Genomic DNA, 15,422 nt, shown 5'->3' on the forward strand with positions numbered 1-15,422 from the left:
AATACTCCATGCCCCTTGACCTCCCTCATGGCTTTGCAAGCCAGCAAGAAATCGATGAGTCGTACAACCCGCGGCTGCGCGCCGTTGATCTGAACGCTTCGTTACAGCACTATGTCCAAAGAAGCCAACAGGCTCGCGAGCAGTTGGGCTATCGGGGTCAAGTGCCCTACGGCCCGACACTGGCAGAGACGCTGGACATCGTGGCGTCCGAACGGCCCGGCGCACCGGTCTTCTTCTATGTCCATAGCGGTTACTGGCGCATGAACGCCGCACGCGACTTCACGCAGGTGGCCTTCGGCGCGCACGCGCGCGGCTTCACCACCGTTCTGGTCGACCACGCGCTGTGCCCGCAGGTCACGCTCGACGAGATCGTGCGGCAGGTGCGCTCTGCGGCAGCCTGGGTCATCCGAAACATTGCCGACTACGGTGGTGACCCGGGACGCATCGTGATCGGAGGCCATTCGGCAGGAGCCCATCTGGGCGCGATGCTGCTGTGCACCGCGTGGCGAGAGGACTATGGACTATCCGATGATCCATTCTCGGGTGCGGTGCTCGTGAGCGGTCTGTATGACATCGCGCCGCTGCGCTACAGCTATCTACAGCCATCGATTCAGCTCGACGAGGCGAGCGTCCTGCGCAACTCGCCGGTGCGCCGCGTTCGCCGGTGCCCTACGCCTGTGCTGCTGAGCTGGGGTTCGCTGGAACAAGCAGCCTTTCAACGTCAGTCGACGGCGATGGGCGAGGCGTGGCTCGCAGTCGGCAACGAGGCGGAGCTCATGGTGCAGCCCGACGAGGATCACTTCACGGCGATCAGGGGCTTCGAGCATGGCGACAGCATGCTTTGCGCCGCCCTCGAGCGCATGGCCGGTGGTGCCGCGCGTTGAGGGCATGCTCGACGCTGAGGGGATCTTGCCAGCGTCGAACGCGTCGCGTCACTCGTGTCGGATTTCAGTACCCAGCACCTTCAGGCATTCGCGGATGAAGGCGGCCAGCGCCGTCCATCCCTTGGCCGAGACCATCGTGCCGTCCACGTAGGCGTCGGTGGGCGACAGGTCGATGAAGGTGCCACCGGCCAGCGTCACTTCGGGCTCGCACGCGCCAAGGCCCGCGACCTTCTTGCCGCGCACGACGCCATCGACTGCGATCAGGATCTGCACCCCATGGCAGATGGTGAAGATGGGCTTCTTCTTCTCATGAAAATGCCGAACGATGGCCTGCACACGTTTATCTGTGCGGATGTATTCGGGGCCACGGCCACCGGCGCAGTACACGGCGTGGTACTGGTCGAGCTGGGTCTCCGCTTCTGAGAAGGTCTTGTTGATCGCCGCATAGTGACCCAGTTTCTCGGTGTAGGTCTGGTCACCTTCGAAGTCGTGCAGCGAGGTCTTGATCAGATCACCTGCCTTCTTGTCAGGACAGACGACGTGAACGGTGTGACCCACGGCTTCCATGGCTTGCTCAAAGACGAAGATTTCATACTCCTCCGTGAACTCGCCGGTAAGCATGAGGATTTTCTTGCCTGGCATGGTGTTGCGCTCCTTGTGGTTAAAAACGAAAAGCGACTCGTGTCGCTTCTTGGGGAATGGTCGGTTCGAACTCAGAACGGTGAATCCGGGAAGTAGTACTCCTTGGCGTTCTTTTGCGTGATCAGCGGTGCATCCAGCTTGAGCGCGCCACGCACGGGCGCTTTGCCGACAAGGTTCGCCACGGTCAAGTAGATGGCCGTCTTGATCATCGAGGGTGGATAGGGCGTCTCCACCGGCGTCAGGGCATCGTTATCGATCACCTTCTTGACGACGTCCTTCATGCCGTTGCCACCCAATGCGTATTTGATGTCCTTGCGCTTGGACTGCTTGATCGCTTCCAGAACGCCCAAGAGCATGTCGTCGTCGTTGGCCCACACCGCGTCGATTTGCGGATACTTGGCCAGGTAGTCCTGCATCAGCTTGAAGGCCTTGTCGCTGTTCCAATCGGCGTACTGAATGTCGAGGATCTTCAGGTTTGATCCCTTGATGCCGTCCTGGAAGCCCTTGATGCGCTCGTCGTCGATCACCGTCGGAATCCCGCGAAGCACGACGAGGTTGCCCTTGCCGCCGAGCTTGTCAGCCAGAAATTTCGCGGTGTTGCGGCCCACGGCGATGTTGTCGCCTGCCACGTAGAGATCCTGGATGGTCGGATCACTGAGCCCGCGATCGACGACGGTGACGAACGTCCCCTTTTCCTTGACTGCCTTGACCGGCAGCGTCAGTTCTTCAGAGGTGTGTGGAAGAATCACCAGCGCCGCGAGCTTGCGCCCGGCGGAAAGATCTTCGAGCGCGCTGACCTGTGCCGATGCCGAGGGCGAGGTCTTGACCACGACCTCGATCTGATCCTTGTAGGCACTGTTTATCTCCTTGGCCGCAGCCTGTGCGTGGTAGACCACGCCTGCAGTCCAGCCGTGATCGGCTGCTGGAATTGAAACTGCGATCACCTTCTTGTCGGCGCCGTAGGCACCACCTGCCGCCAGCAGCGCTGCCAACGCCGCAACGGCCATCCACTTCGACTTCATCATTTGTCACCTCTAACCTGTGTAGATTGATGCATGGACCTGAATCATGTGCACCCGAGTGGTCCGGACACGGGGCAATTTCACAAACTGGTTGTTCGAGAGCTCTCGACGGTCTACTTCTTCGAGAGGCGCTGCACCAGCATCGCGATGATGATGATTGCGCCTTGCACGGCGCCGACCAGGTACTCGGAGACCAGGTCGGACAGCACCATCAGGTTGGCGATGAGTTCCAGCACCACGGCACCGGCCAGCGTGCCCCAGATGCGGCCTTTGCCGCCGCGCAGGACGGTTCCACCAATCACCACCGCGGTGATCACCTGGAGTTCCCACAGCAGCCCGGTCGTCGGCGTGGCCGCACCGAGGCGTGGTACGTAGCAGATCGCGGCGATTGCCACGCAGACGCCCTGGACCATGTAGGCGATGGTTCGCGTCTTGATGACCGAGATGCCCGAGTAGCGCGCCACGTCCTCGTTGGCGCCCACTGCGGCACAGCGGCGTCCGTATTTCATCCGGTAAAGGATGAAGGCGCCTACCGCAGCGACTGCGAGCGAGACCAGGATCGGGATGGGCACGCCGCCCACTGTGCCGAAGTAGACGGGGCGGTAAGCATTGCGCAGCGAGGCGTCGATCGGGATCGTGCCGCCGTCGGACATGTACGTGATGAGCGAGCGGAAGATTCCCATCGTGCCCAGCGTGGCAATGAACGGTTCGATCTTTCCGACTGTAATGATCAATCCGTTGAAAAGACCGCAGGCCAGGCCCACCAGCAGTGCGACGGCCATGCCTGCTGGGATGGCCCAGACGCCCCATTCGGGCGCCATCCGGTTCATGAGCATGATCATCACGCCGGTAATGAACGCGGCCATCGAGCCGACCGAGAGATCGAGCCCACCCGAAGAGATGACGAATGTCGCGCCCACCGCAATGATCGCGATGAACGCGCTGCGTGCGATCACGTTGGCGAGGTTGGTGGCGGAGAGGAAGTCGCTGTTGATCAGAAAGCCGATGGCGAGCAACGCGACCAAGGCAACGAAAGGGCCGGCCTCTGTCCAGTTGATATGCAGTTCGCGTTCCTGCCTCAGCGGCGCGTCCTGGGTGATGGCGTTCATGGGGCGTCCTCTTTGATGGGGCTCGGGTTTGCGGCGTCGGCAGCCAGCGCACCGTCGGTAGTGGCAAGCAGTGCGATGTTGTGTTCGGTCATGCGCTCAGCGCTCACCTCGCCGACGATGCGACCCTGGCGCATCACCAGGACGCGATCGCAAACGCCGATGAGTTCCTGCATCTCGGAAGAGATGACGATGCAGGCCTTTCCGCGTGCGACCAGCTCCCGGATGAAGGCATAGATCTGAGCCTTGTTGGCGATATCGATGCCGCGGGTAGGTTCGTCGATGACAACGATGGAGGGATCGGTCAGCAGTACCTTCGCGAGCAACAGCTTCTGCTGGTTGCCGCCGGACAGTTGGCCTGCGCGGGTGCTCTTGCCCTTGAGGCGGATGTCATACGTGCTGACCGCTTCCTGCAGCCCCTCGGCTTCACGGCGCTGGCGCAGCCAGACCCCGGGATGGAACCGCGTGAGTGCCGACAACGTAAGATTGGGTGCGAGTCGCTCCTGCAGCAGCAAGCCCTTGCCCTTGCGGTCTTCGGTCAGGTAGCCGATGCCAAGTTCGATCGCCTCACGCATCGATCGGATGTGAACGGATCGGCCATCGAGTTCGACCTGGGCCTTTGCCGGACGCAATCCCAGCAGCCCTTCGAACAGTTCCGTTCGGCCGGCCCCGATCATTCCTGCAAAGCCGAGAACCTCGCCGCGATGCGCGACGAAGGAAGCATCGTGAACCAGCCGCGGCACGTTCGCGCTTCGCACCTGCAGGATTGGCTCGCCCCGCACACCGGTCTTGGGCGGGTAGAGGGCGGAGAGTTCACGCCCCACCATCAACCGTGCCATGTCCGGCTGGCTCAGGCTGTGGCCGGGATACGTACCCACGGTTCGGCCATCGCGCAGCACGGTCACCTTGTCGCCGAGGCGCTGCACCTCTTCCAGTCGGTGGCTGATATAGAGCACCGCGATGTTCTGCGACTTGAGCCGGAAGATGATGCGCAGCAGCCGATCCACCTCTTCGCCGGTCAGGACGGCCGTGGGCTCGTCGAAGATGACGATCCGGTGCTCGTCGAGCAGCGCCCGGGCGATCTGAACCATTTGGCGGTCGGCCAGGGGGACGTCACGCACGAGCGCCCGCGGGGAGGCATGGCAACCCAGTTCAGCAAGCTTCCGGGCGGCCAGCCGATGCATGGTCCGATCGTCGACCATGCCGTGGCGCGTCAGTTCGCGACCGAGGAAAACGTTTTCGGCCACCGTCAGGCCATCCGCCAGCAGAATCTCCTGGTGCACGAGCACGATGCCCGCGTCCTGCGCCTGGTGCGGCCCGTTGAAGCTCACCGCCCTGGCGTCGAGGAAGATCTCACCATCGCTCGGTGCCACGTGGCCGGACAGAAGCTTCATCAGCGTGGACTTGCCGGCGCCGTTCTCGCCGATGATCGCGTGAATCTCGCCGGGGAAGATGTCGAGCGTCACTCCGCTGAGCACGGTCACGCCCGCATACTGCTTGCCGAGTTCGTGCGTGCGCAGCAGTGGGGCGGCGGTTCCTTCGGCGGGCGAGGCGTCGAGGGCGGCTTCACCGACTCGCGGTGACACCGTGACGAGGCGCGACCATGGGCGCTCGAGCATCTGTGCGGACATGGATCGGGAGCTCAATCGAAGGCCGGCAGCAGACGGTCGCGCGAGCGCTCGATGTGCGTTCGCATGGCTGCCGCGGCAGCGTCCGGATCGCGGGCGGCAAAGGCGTCGAGCAACGCCTGGTGTTCGTCCAGGGCGTCTTCGGTGACGCGGCGGTGATACATCAGCCGGAAGATGTGAAAGTGAGCGTGCTGGTAGGTGAGGGTCTGGCGGATGAGCTCGTTGCCGGCGAATTGCATGATGCGGTCGTGAAAGACCTCGTCCTGGCGTGCAAACGTGGAGTAACGCAGGCGCTCGTCCGCGTCACCCGCGTTGGCCATGACCCCTGCAGCCTCGCGCAGGTTCTCGATCTTTTGTGCATCCATCGCGGCAGCCGCCTTGGCCGCGCCGTCCGGCTCCAATAAAAGGCGAAGTTCGTACAACTCGTCGAATCGACGCCGCGTGATCTGTGGCGCAGCCCGGTAGCCCACCAGATGCTGCTTGACCACCAGCCCTTCGCCTTCGAGCCGGCCCAGCGCCTCGCGGATCGGCGTCTGCGAGACGTTCAACTCCCTCACGAGGTTGTCGACCGTGATGCGCTCGCCCGGGGCGATCTTCAGTGCCATCAGCTGGTTGAAGATGGCCTCGTAGACGTCCCCGGCCAAGCTGGCCCGGTGGATCGGGGTGGCCCGATGCGCGGCGTCCTCGTTTCGAATGGCGATAGTGCCCAACGCTGTCTCCTGAATGAACTGATCGCGAGTTTCGCGGCAACGAGCGAGATGACGCGACCGATCAGATACTATATCCTATAGGATCGTATTTAAGGACGCAAGTTGAAAATTTCCGAACAAGGCGCTTTTGATCTGGCCAGCCGGCTGCTCGAGGCGCACGGCGCGCCGCCCGAGCACGCGGCGCTCCAAGCGCGCGCGCTGGTCGAGGCGGAACTCAAGGGCCATCCGTCCCACGGCTTGCTGCGCCTGCCGCGCCTCCTTGCGCGCATCGACAGAGGCTTGCTGGCTCCTGGCGCGACGGGCCTACACCACTGGACAGCTTCGGCGAGGCTCGACGTCGAGGGCGAGGACGGCTTCGGCCCGGTGGTCGCGATGACAGCCATTCGTCAACTCGAGCAGCGCGTGTCGCAAACCGGCATCGCGGTGGCGGCCGTCCGCAACAGCAACCACCTCGGCATGCTGGCGTGGTACGTCGAACAGGTCGCCGCCGGGGGCCGCATCGGTATCGCGATGTCCTCCAGCGAGGCGCTCGTACATCCCCATGGCGGTACGCGCGCGTTGCTGGGCACCAATCCAATCGCCATCGCCGTTCCCACTGCCGGAAGCCCGCTGGTGCTGGACCTGGCCACGAGCATCGTCTCCATGGGAAAAATACACCACCATGCGGCCATGGGCCAGCCGATCCCCGAGGGATGGGCGCTCGACGCGAGTGGCCAGCCCACCACTGATCCGGTTCAGGCGCGTGCAGGCGCGCTGACGCCGTTTGGCGCCGCAAAGGGCTACGGGCTGGGCATCGCGATCGAGTTATGGGTCGCTGCGATGGCGGGCTCGGCGTTGGCGCCGGACGTGCGCGGCACGCTGGACGCCGATGCCGTATGCAACAAGGGCGACGTGCTGATCGTGATCGAGCCCGCTGACTCGCCCGACCTGCTGGCACGCCTGGCCGACTATCTCGACGTCATCCGCGCATCCCCAAGCGCCGATGCCCGCTCACCCGTGCGCGTGCCGGGCGACTTGGCGCAACAGCGGCGCAGTGAGGCGCTGATGCGCGGATTCGACCTTGACCCCGCACTGTGGGCCGAGTTGCAGGCCCTGGACCGTTCCACCTCTCTCAACCTCGAAGGATGATGACCATGACTCTTTTTGCCGCCCTGAGGCTGCCACCCGAGATCCTGTTCGGCAAGGGACAGCGCCATGCGCTCGCCGCCGTGGCACGCAAGCACGGCCGGCGCGCGCTCGTTTGCACGGACGCGCGATTCTCCGCAACGCCTGAATTCAAACTGATGATGGCCGCACTCGATGAAGCCAATATCGAGGTACGCCTGATCGACAACGTGGAGCCGGACGTTCCGCTGGACAGCGTCGGCGTCAACGCCGAAGAGGCACGTGCCTTCTCGCCGGACATGGTCATCGGCATTGGCGGAGGCAGCTGCATGGACATGGCCAAATGCGTGTCCCTGCTACTCACCCATGGCGGCCGCCTGCAGGACTACTACGGCGAGTTCAAGGTGCCGGGGCCCGTGCTGCCGGTCATCGCCATGCCCACGACCTCCGGCACCGGATCGGAAGTCACCCCGGTGGCGGTCGTGAGCGATCCCGATCGCACGCTCAAGGTGGGCATTTCGAGCCCCCACCTGATCGCGGTCGCCGCGATATGCGATCCCGAACTGACCATGACCTGTCCACCGCGTCTGACGGCCATCGCCGGGGCCGACGCCATGACGCACGCGATCGAATCATTCACCGCCGCGCATCGCGAAGCCACCGCCGAGTTGCCGCAGCGCCACGTCTTCATTGGCAAGAACGCGTTGAGCGACCATTTCGCGCTGCTCGCGATTCAACTGCTTGGCCGCAGCCTCGAGAAAGCGGTTGCCAACGGCAGCGACGAGCAAGCCCGCGCAGACGTAATGATGGGCGCACTCGCTGCGGGGTGCGCCTTCGGCACGGCCGGGACCGCAGCAGCCCACGCGGTGCAGTACCCCGCCGGGGCACTGACCGACACGGCGCACGGGCTCGGCGTCGCGACGCTGATGCCCTATGTGATGAGCTTCAACCGGTCGGCTGCCGGTGCCGAGTTGGCGCAGATCGGTCGCGCACTCGGCCTCGAAGCGAGCGGCGACGAGCAGGACCAGGCGGGCGCGGCGATCAAGGAAGTCAGTCGCCTCTTCAAGGCCATCGGGATCACGACCACGCTGGCGGAACTGGGCCTTGCGGCAGACAAGATCGCATGGACTGCCGAGCAGGCGATGGGGATCGAGCGCCTGATAAAGAACAATCCTCGCCCTTTCGACGCCGCAGCCATGCGCCGCCTCGTGCAGGCCGCCTTCGACGGCGATCTCCAGGCCGCGGCATGCTGAACCCTGAAACCTTCCTCCCCATTCCCTTGACCATGAATGCTTCTTCTGTGCAAACCCAATCTCCGCTTGCTCCCGCGGTTCTGGCGGATGTGCGCCATGACCTCTACATCGACGGCCAATGGCGGTCCGCCACGAGTGGCCGTCGCATTGATGTCGTGGACCCCTCGACCGAGGCGCTGATCGCATCGGTCCCGGACGCCACCGTCGAGGACGCTGCCGCTGCAGTCGATGCTGCTGCTAACGCAGCTGTTGGGTGGCGCGCAACCGCGCCGCGCCGCCGCTCCGAGATCTTGCGTCGCTGCTTCGAATTGATGACGCAAAGAGCGGAGTCGCTTGCGACCCTCATCTCCCTCGAAAATGGCAAGGCGCTGCGCGACGCGCGGGGAGAGGTGGCCTACGCGGCTGAGTTCTTCCGCTGGAATGCCGAGGAGGCGGTCCGTCTCTCGGGCGAATTCGGTACCGCGCCGTCCGGGACGAACCGCATCATCGTCGACTACGAACCTGTCGGGATCTGTGTGCTGATCACGCCGTGGAACTTCCCCGCGGCGATGGCTACGCGCAAGATCGCGCCCGCATTGGCGGCCGGCTGCACCGTGATCCTCAAGCCGGCGAGCGAGACGCCGCTCACGGCCTACGCCCTGGCTGCGCTTTATGAGGAAGCCGGCGTTCCACCCGGGGTCGTCAATGTTCTGACTACGTCTGCGCCTGGGCCTCTGACGGCCGCGATGCTGGCGGATCGCCGGGTGCGCAAGCTCTCCTTTACAGGGTCGACGGGCGTGGGGCGGACGCTGCTCGCGGAAGCTGCCAAACATGTGGTCTCCTGCTCGATGGAACTCGGCGGCAACGCGCCGTTCATCGTCTTCGATGATGCGGATCTGGAGGCTGCGCTCGATGGCGCGATGATCGCGAAGATGCGCAATGCGGGCGAGGCGTGTACGGCCGCCAACCGCATCTATGCGCAATCGGGAATCCACGATGCCTTTGCGCGCGGACTGGCGCGCCGCATGGCAGCGGTCCGTGTGGGATCGGGAGTCGAGGCGGAAACCGAATGCGGGCCCATGATCACGCGCAGGGCGGTGCAGAAGATCGATCGCCTGGTACAGGACGCGGTGCGCCGCGGAGCGCAGGTCCTCTGTGGTGCTGAAGCGCACGACGGACCGGGGTATTTCTACCGCCCCACAGTGCTCACGAACGTGCCGCGCGACGCTGAGATGGCCCACGAGGAGATCTTCGGTCCCGTGGCGCCGATCAGCCGGTTCGATACCGAAGGCGAAGCCATCGAGCTGGCCAACGACACGGAGTACGGATTGGCTGCCTACGTCTACACACGCGATCTCGCTCGTGGCCTGCGGGTGTGCGGGCGGATCGAATCGGGAATGATCGCGCTCAACCGCGGCCTGGTCTCCGACCCTGCTGCCCCCTTCGGTGGCGTAAAGCAAAGCGGCTTGGGCCGAGAAGGCGGCCAGCGTCACGGCGTTGCGGAATTCATGGAGGCGAAATACATCGCCACGAGTTTGTGAAAGAGGACTTTGAAGCAGTCTTGCAAGCCACTGCCTTGGGCGAGTTGCCACCATGCCCTCCCGGCGCGCACGTGGATGAAGCTGGTGTTCCACGGGCCGGCGGAGATCCCGATGGACTGCTTCACCCGGGCGGTGGAGTCGATGTTGTTGAACGGTCCGCTGTAGGATGCCAAAGGTCTGGAGCTTGACCCGGCACACTGGGAGCGTGCCGTGCGGGAGTCGGGCTACGTGGCGGCGCAACAGACAGTGCGGCTGCAGGTGTAGCTGTGGTGCTTCCGATACTGGTGCCGGAGCCTATGCCAGCACCCGAGGTGGCGCCCAGCGAACAGAGCGAAGGACGATCGGCGCGGGTCGGTACGGCGCCGTCGAAGGTCAGCGACCGCGACAGCCTGATTCGCCTGTGGCGCCGCGTGCTGTCGAGGCCAATACAACCGGGCAGTACGTGGCAGGGGAGGGCGCCAACCGTGCTTTGCGTGACGGCCGCCGCTTCGACATTGACAGAGTCGCAGGAATTGCTTCGCGATTGCGAGCGGCTGATGCGTCGGCTGCTGCGCACGTCATGGGCGCGCTTGCCGCGCACGCAACGTGGGGCGATCAAGCGGAAGATTCGAGCTTTCGATCTGGACAGGACGACGATCACGGTGGCGTCAGGCCAAGCTGACGCCGCGGCGTGGTTGGTTGCGGCGATGCACTGGTGCGGTTGCCGGCATCCCGCCGCACTCTTTGCAAAGCCGCTGCATCCCGCGACGGGGATCGTGCGGTGGTTGACTGCCTTCGAGATCAGCCGCCAAGTCGAGCGCCCGCGCGACATCATCGCATTGCTGCCCAAGAAAATGGCAATCATCGACCAGCGAAGCCGAGTCCTCGTCGCTACGATGATCGCTCGGAGACGGGTCGTCGCGCTGCTACCCGAGTTGCTGCGATGAATACACAAGCGAGGGCAGGCAGGGACGCATTGACATGCGGTAGCAACCCTACTTCGCAAAAGGCGCGTCTTTACTACACTTCACGGCAATGGACGGATTAACTTCGACGAGCTGTGCGCCGCCGACGTCGTGGGGTTCGTCCAGCGTCGAGCGGCGCATCGGCATACGAGGCGGTCCCAGGCCATGACGACCGCGTTGCGCTCGTTCGCGCGATACCGACGCGACCACACCGCCGATCTGAGACCGTCGATCTTGATGTGGTGATCGATGTGGGCCCGCACGCTCTAGAACGCGGCCCACTCCCACGGCTGCAGCGGCAGCGCTTCAATGCGGGGACATCCAGATCGGCGAAGGCGCTCGCACGGCTGCCGGGTTCGAGCGATTCGAGGGACCAAGCGGCTGAAGGCGCTGGAGGCGAAGTCCGCCCAGGAAGGCCTGGTCCTGACCGAATCGCAACTGGCCGCGCTGGAGCGTGCCAAGCTCGACAAGGAGTCGCACGGCGAGTTCGAGTCCGAGTGTCCCGGCTACTGCGGTGCCCAGGACACCTTCTACGTCGGCACCCTCAAGGACGTGGGGCGCGTGTACCAGCAGACCTTCGTCGATACCTACAACAAGGTCGCCTTCGCGAAGCTGTATGTCGATGCGTGCGCGCGCAAGCCGGCGCGTCTCGCGCTCGTTGACCTCCTGCTCGAGCAGCACGCCCAGGAAGGTTCCGCCGGCCAGCCTTCGCGGTTGGACTGCTCGGCCAGGTCGGCCCACAGCCGCTTCATCGTGGGAAGCCTCAGTTCTCCCAACATGAGGGGCAGACGCGCTGCATCGGCCGCGCTGCGCGCGGATGCGATCGTGTTCATGAGGCCTCCAGCAGTTCGTCGTACACCGCGGTGGTCGGCAACATGACCTCCACGAACGGCATCAATGCTGGACGCGGTGCGAACTGCGTCCTCAACACCTCGATGTCGGGGAGTTCGTTGCGCTCGTCCAGGGCGCTGAGGATCCCGGCGAGCTCGGCCACCACATTGGCCCGGTCGGCCAGATCGAGCAGGTTCACCATCAACCGGCAGGCCTCCCGCTCGCTCAGCCGCTGGCTCATCCGCTCCCAGGCCTGGGCGTATTCGCTGCGCGGGAACATGGCATCGCGCAGCATCCATCGGGCGAAGGCTCCGGGTTTGCGTCGAAGTGACGGCAGCATGTGGCGCCAGTCGATGCGCTTGGGATGCTTGGTCTGAGCGCTGCTGCGCAGCCGCTCGCACTCGAACACCTTCACGCCTCCTAACCAAGCTTCCAGGTGGGCGCTGTACAGCCGGACCTTCAGTCGATGGGCCACCAGCCTGGACGGCACGCTGTAATGGGCGGCCTTGATGCTGATCAGGCCGAACTTGCTGACCCTCGCGTCGACCTCTTCGAAGTCCACCGTGATGGCCAACTCGTCGCACACCGTGAAGTCCGACAGGCCAAGCCGGCCAGGCGGATGTTCCTGGGCGAAGAAGATCTCGCGATCACCACCGTGCTCGGCGCGCCACTGCCGTACGCGGCGCTGCAGGGTGCGCAACACCGCGCCGTCAAAGCGCTGCAGGTAGCGAAGCTGCAGTTCCTCCAGCACCGTCACCGCCATCAGCCCAGGAGCGGCTTCCAACATCGGCACGACCTCCGCCGTCCACACCTCCGTCAGCGGGTCGGCGCGCGTGCGCCAGTTGCGCGCCGGCTTCTGGGACGGCAGCAGCACCGCCGATTCGATGCGCCGCGCGCTGGCTACGCTTACCCCGGCCTTGGCGGCCGCCACCTCCCGGCTGTGCTTGCCGCGTAGTTCCTTGTACTTGGTCACTTGATGATCCGATATGCGTTTGCCGGGCAAGGTGGCTGCCTCCTCTAGGGAGATGCTGATCAATGAATGACGTCGTCGGATCTCAAGACATCACGACACGATGCGGTCGCGATTCCGGTCAACGTCGCGCCGTGAGGTCTGCCCACCGGGCGTTTTGCGCCTCTTTCGAGGCCACTTTCGGTGCTCAAGACGCACCTCGGCCATGCGCGACCAGCAACGAGCTCTTGGCGATGACCAGATTGGCCAGCCCGAACAAGGCTGAACAGCTGCGCCTCGTTCTTCGCAAGGCCCTTGTAGATGCTATGTAGGACTGGCCAAATCGGCTCAACGAGCTAGAACCGTATTTCCGATTCTCTGTTGCAAAGGAGTATGGAAATGACGACGACCCGAACAGTCCTACGCGATAAGGATACGGCCGCGGGCGGCAATCTGTACATGAGCTTCGAACTCGGCGACAAGCGTTGGCAGATGAGCATCGCTGATAGCCGGCGCTGCGTGAGTCGCTACACAGTCGCTGCCGGCGATACAGCTGCCGTGGCTGATTGCATCGTCAAGGCCGCTGCGCGGCTGCACACGGGCGCCAGGGCGCAGGTTCACAGCTGCTACGAGGCTGGGCGTGACGGTTGGTGGCTGCATCGCTGGTTGAGCGACTTAGGTGTCGACAACATCGTGGTCGACGCGGCAAGCATCGAGGTCAACCGACGCGCACGGAGAGCCAAGACCGACCGGCTCGATGCGGACAAGCTATTGGCCATGCTCGTTCGCCACCACGCGGGTGAGCACGTCTGGTCGGTGCTGCGCGAACCGAGCCCCGAGGACGAAGACGCGCGCCGTGTGCATCGCGAACTGCAACGCCTGACGCAGGAGCGCATCGCGCACACGAACCGCATCGGATCGCTGCTGGTGCTGCACAACCTGCGGCCGGGGATCGTCATTGGGGGACGCGATTGGCTAGGGTGGTGGGACCGTCATCGCGATCAGGTGCCGTCGCAATTGCGTGCAGAGATCGAGCGAGAGGGAGCGCGCCTGAAGTTGGTCAGGGAGCAAGTCCGCATGGTCGAAGCTGCGCGCTGCAAGGAGTTGGCCGAGGGTAAGCAGCCGCTCGTCGCGCACCTCACACGACTGCGTGCGATCGGACCCAAGGGCGCCTGGGTCCTTGTGAAGGAAGTGTTCGGCTGGCGTCACTTCGCCAACCGGCGCGAACTCGCAGGCAGCCTAGGCTTGGTGCCCACGCCGTATGCCAGTGGCAGCAGCGAGATTGAGCAAGGCATCAGCAAGGCCGGGAACAGGCGAGTGCGAGGCTTGCTGGTGGAACTGGCTTGGAGCTGGGTACGCCTACAGCCCGGCAGCGCGCTGGCGCAGTGGTTCAACCGGCGCTTCGCCGGTGCGGGAAAGCGCATGCGTCGCGTGGGCATCGTGGCCTTGGCACGGCGATTGGCCATCGCACTATGGCGCTATCTACAGGACGGCGAGATCCCGGCGGGTGCTCACCTGAAGGTGACCACAGCTCACGCCTGAGCGAACATTGGACACACCGAACAACCAACACAACGCCAACATCATGATCAAAGGTCGACGCGCCCGTAAGACCCGTGGGTCGCCATACGGCAACCGTTCTTATAGAAGGGGCGCGTCGGTAATCGGGGATTGCCAGCGCATCTGGCGCGCATGCTGCATGTGGTGTCGGACTCCAACGTCCCGCACGGATAGAAGCTTGTTCGAGTGCCTACTCGGACCTCAAAGAGTCCTGTGGATTGTTCTGGCCTCTGATTTATTCCATTTTTACGAAAATTTCGAATCGGAGAACCTTTTTCCGATTCTATACAGGCCGGACCAAATGTTGGAGGCATTTGGACGGGTTATCGAACTCGCAACAGACCCTCGTCTAATTGTTCCAGGGCACGGTCCTTTAGTCATGAAGCGCTTCGAGCAGGAGACGAGAGATGCAAAGTTTACGGTTCGCCTCTGGAGGCCGATTTAGTTCATCTCTTGCGTACGGCGAAATGGCCGGCAGTCACTTGTTGCACAATGAATTACGAAGCGGCAGCTCGTGGGTTTTTGTGGATGGGTTTTGGTGGGGTGCTCGGCGTCGAAGAACTCAACCTAGAAGAACTAGAGAGCTTTCCCCGAGAATTTTTACTAATTCACTGGCCGTCTTCGGACTCCAATAGCTCTCCGATCAGAAAGTCCTTGAAGCTTTCTGCTGCGGGCGACAAGGCTCGCGCGCGCGGACAGAAGAGCGACAGGTGGCGATCAACGGTCGGCGACAGAAGCGGCCGCGAGACAAGGCCAAAGGACTCGAGCAACGGCAAGGCCTGGCTCGGTTGGGCTGTGATGCCGAAGCCGCCCCTCACCATGCCGAGTGCGGTCGTGATGAACGAGACCTCGTGCGTCGGGTGCAGCGCGAGCGAGGCTGAGTGCTTGAAGAGATCGGCCTGCAGGCGGTTCGTGAAGTCGGGCGTGAGACTCACGAAAGGATGCTGCAGCGCTTGGGGCCAGCTCACGCGACTGCGCGCGGCGAGCGGGTGGTCGGGGCGGCACACCAGGCGCATGCGGTCGCGCAAGAGGCTTTGCTGCGTCAGCTCGGGCGGCGTTTGGCGCTGCGGCGCGATGCCCAGGTCGGCCTCGCCGCTCACCACCCGCGCGGTGGCCTGCTGGTTGAGCGAGTCAAGCACGTAGACCGCGATAGCCGGGTGTCAGTGGTCTTCCAATAATCCCCATCTGTGGTCGTCGAATTTTCCTCACCCATCAACTCCAAGGAGCAAACGATGGAAGTGGAAGTACGAAGCTCGGTGATCTCGCATG

Annotated in this window: 13 protein-coding genes and 1 pseudogene; 7 read left to right on the top strand and 7 right to left on the bottom strand. The window is 63.7% G+C overall.

The window, feature by feature from the left end; translation table 11 throughout:
- Positions 1-8 precede the first annotated feature (8 nt).
- A complete protein-coding gene (locus QZH52_RS34505; RefSeq protein ID WP_301815765.1) occupies positions 9-884 on the top strand; it encodes an alpha/beta hydrolase in 876 nt (291 codons plus the stop codon).
- Between the two features lie 48 nt (positions 885-932).
- On the opposite strand, the gene QZH52_RS34510 is transcribed toward QZH52_RS34505, so the two are convergent.
- From QZH52_RS34510 to QZH52_RS34530, 5 genes are all read right to left on the bottom strand, one after another.
- Positions 933-1,526 (bottom strand): DJ-1/PfpI family protein, encoded by a 594-nt coding sequence (locus QZH52_RS34510; RefSeq protein ID WP_301815767.1) that lies wholly within the window; start codon positions 1,524-1,526, stop codon positions 933-935.
- Between the two features lie 71 nt (positions 1,527-1,597).
- Positions 1,598-2,551 (bottom strand): substrate-binding domain-containing protein, encoded by a 954-nt coding sequence (locus QZH52_RS34515; RefSeq protein ID WP_301815768.1) that lies wholly within the window; start codon positions 2,549-2,551, stop codon positions 1,598-1,600.
- Between the two features lie 110 nt (positions 2,552-2,661).
- Positions 2,662-3,657 carry an ABC transporter permease gene (locus tag QZH52_RS34520; protein WP_301815770.1) on the bottom strand — a complete coding sequence of 332 codons (996 nt, stop codon included), beginning with the start codon at positions 3,655-3,657 and terminating at the stop codon, positions 2,662-2,664.
- Positions 3,654-5,285: a sugar ABC transporter ATP-binding protein gene (locus tag QZH52_RS34525; RefSeq protein WP_301815772.1), complete on the bottom strand. Its 1,632-nt coding sequence runs from the start codon at positions 5,283-5,285 to the stop codon at positions 3,654-3,656. Before QZH52_RS34525 ends, QZH52_RS34520 begins: the two co-directional genes overlap by 4 nt.
- Before the next feature lie 11 nt (positions 5,286-5,296).
- Positions 5,297-5,992, bottom strand: a complete 696-nt coding sequence (locus QZH52_RS34530) for a GntR family transcriptional regulator (protein ID WP_366919357.1) — start codon at positions 5,990-5,992, stop codon at positions 5,297-5,299.
- Positions 5,993-6,094: 102 nt separating this feature from the next.
- On the opposite strand from QZH52_RS34530, the gene QZH52_RS34535 reads away from it, so the two are divergent.
- From QZH52_RS34535 to QZH52_RS34555, 5 genes and pseudogenes are all read left to right on the top strand, one after another.
- Positions 6,095-7,120, top strand: a complete 1,026-nt coding sequence (locus QZH52_RS34535) for an Ldh family oxidoreductase (RefSeq protein WP_301815774.1) — start codon at positions 6,095-6,097, stop codon at positions 7,118-7,120.
- A gap of 5 nt (positions 7,121-7,125) precedes the next feature.
- Positions 7,126-8,349, top strand: coding sequence for an iron-containing alcohol dehydrogenase (locus QZH52_RS34540; protein WP_301815775.1), 1,224 nt, complete (start codon positions 7,126-7,128; stop codon positions 8,347-8,349).
- 32 nt (positions 8,350-8,381) lie between these two features.
- On the top strand, positions 8,382-9,869 hold the full coding sequence (locus QZH52_RS34545) for an NAD-dependent succinate-semialdehyde dehydrogenase (RefSeq protein WP_436411661.1): 1,488 nt from the start codon (positions 8,382-8,384) through the stop codon (positions 9,867-9,869).
- A 296-nt stretch (positions 9,870-10,165) separates the two neighbouring features.
- Positions 10,166-10,795, top strand: a complete 630-nt coding sequence (locus QZH52_RS34550) for a hypothetical protein (protein WP_301815778.1) — start codon at positions 10,166-10,168, stop codon at positions 10,793-10,795.
- Between the two features lie 393 nt (positions 10,796-11,188).
- Positions 11,189-11,431, top strand: a pseudogene (locus tag QZH52_RS34555) (IS481 family transposase); the annotation flags it as partial.
- Positions 11,432-11,642: 211 nt separating this feature from the next.
- On the opposite strand, the gene QZH52_RS34560 reads toward QZH52_RS34555, so the two are convergent.
- Positions 11,643-12,647, bottom strand: a complete 1,005-nt coding sequence (locus QZH52_RS34560) for a Mu transposase domain-containing protein (RefSeq protein ID WP_301815784.1) — start codon at positions 12,645-12,647, stop codon at positions 11,643-11,645.
- Positions 12,648-12,992: 345 nt separating this feature from the next.
- On the opposite strand from QZH52_RS34560, the gene QZH52_RS34565 reads away from it, so the two are divergent.
- Positions 12,993-14,135 (top strand): IS110 family RNA-guided transposase, encoded by a 1,143-nt coding sequence (locus tag QZH52_RS34565; RefSeq protein ID WP_301815779.1) that lies wholly within the window; start codon positions 12,993-12,995, stop codon positions 14,133-14,135.
- 626 nt (positions 14,136-14,761) lie between these two features.
- Here the strand turns inward: QZH52_RS34565 and QZH52_RS34570 are convergent.
- A complete protein-coding gene (locus QZH52_RS34570) occupies positions 14,762-15,304 on the bottom strand; it encodes a LysR substrate-binding domain-containing protein (RefSeq protein WP_301815786.1) in 543 nt (180 codons plus the stop codon).
- Between the last annotated feature and the right edge of the window lie 118 nt (positions 15,305-15,422).

Origin of the sequence: Variovorax ginsengisoli, from assembly GCF_030486595.1 — a bacterium.
In the GTDB taxonomy this organism is placed as follows: Bacteria; Pseudomonadota; Gammaproteobacteria; order Burkholderiales; family Burkholderiaceae_C; genus Variovorax; species Variovorax ginsengisoli_B.

What these genes read in the sequence shown, in the direction of transcription:
- QZH52_RS34505 (WP_301815765.1), top strand. Translation starts at nt 9, where the DNA reads ATGCCCCTTGACCTCCCTCATGGCTTTGCAAGCCAGCAAGAAATCGAT.
- QZH52_RS34545 (WP_436411661.1), top strand. Translation starts at nt 8,382, where the DNA reads ATGAATGCTTCTTCTGTGCAAACCCAATCTCCGCTTGCTCCCGCGGTT.
- QZH52_RS34510 (WP_301815767.1), bottom strand. Translation starts at nt 1,526, where the DNA reads ATGCCAGGCAAGAAAATCCTCATGCTTACCGGCGAGTTCACGGAGGAG.
- QZH52_RS34550 (WP_301815778.1), top strand. Translation starts at nt 10,166, where the DNA reads ATGCCAGCACCCGAGGTGGCGCCCAGCGAACAGAGCGAAGGACGATCG.
- QZH52_RS34525 (WP_301815772.1), bottom strand. Translation starts at nt 5,285, where the DNA reads ATGTCCGCACAGATGCTCGAGCGCCCATGGTCGCGCCTCGTCACGGTG.
- QZH52_RS34520 (WP_301815770.1), bottom strand. Translation starts at nt 3,657, where the DNA reads ATGAACGCCATCACCCAGGACGCGCCGCTGAGGCAGGAACGCGAACTG.
- QZH52_RS34565 (WP_301815779.1), top strand. Translation starts at nt 12,993, where the DNA reads ATGACGACGACCCGAACAGTCCTACGCGATAAGGATACGGCCGCGGGC.
- QZH52_RS34515 (WP_301815768.1), bottom strand. Translation starts at nt 2,551, where the DNA reads ATGATGAAGTCGAAGTGGATGGCCGTTGCGGCGTTGGCAGCGCTGCTG.
- QZH52_RS34540 (WP_301815775.1), top strand. Translation starts at nt 7,126, where the DNA reads ATGACTCTTTTTGCCGCCCTGAGGCTGCCACCCGAGATCCTGTTCGGC.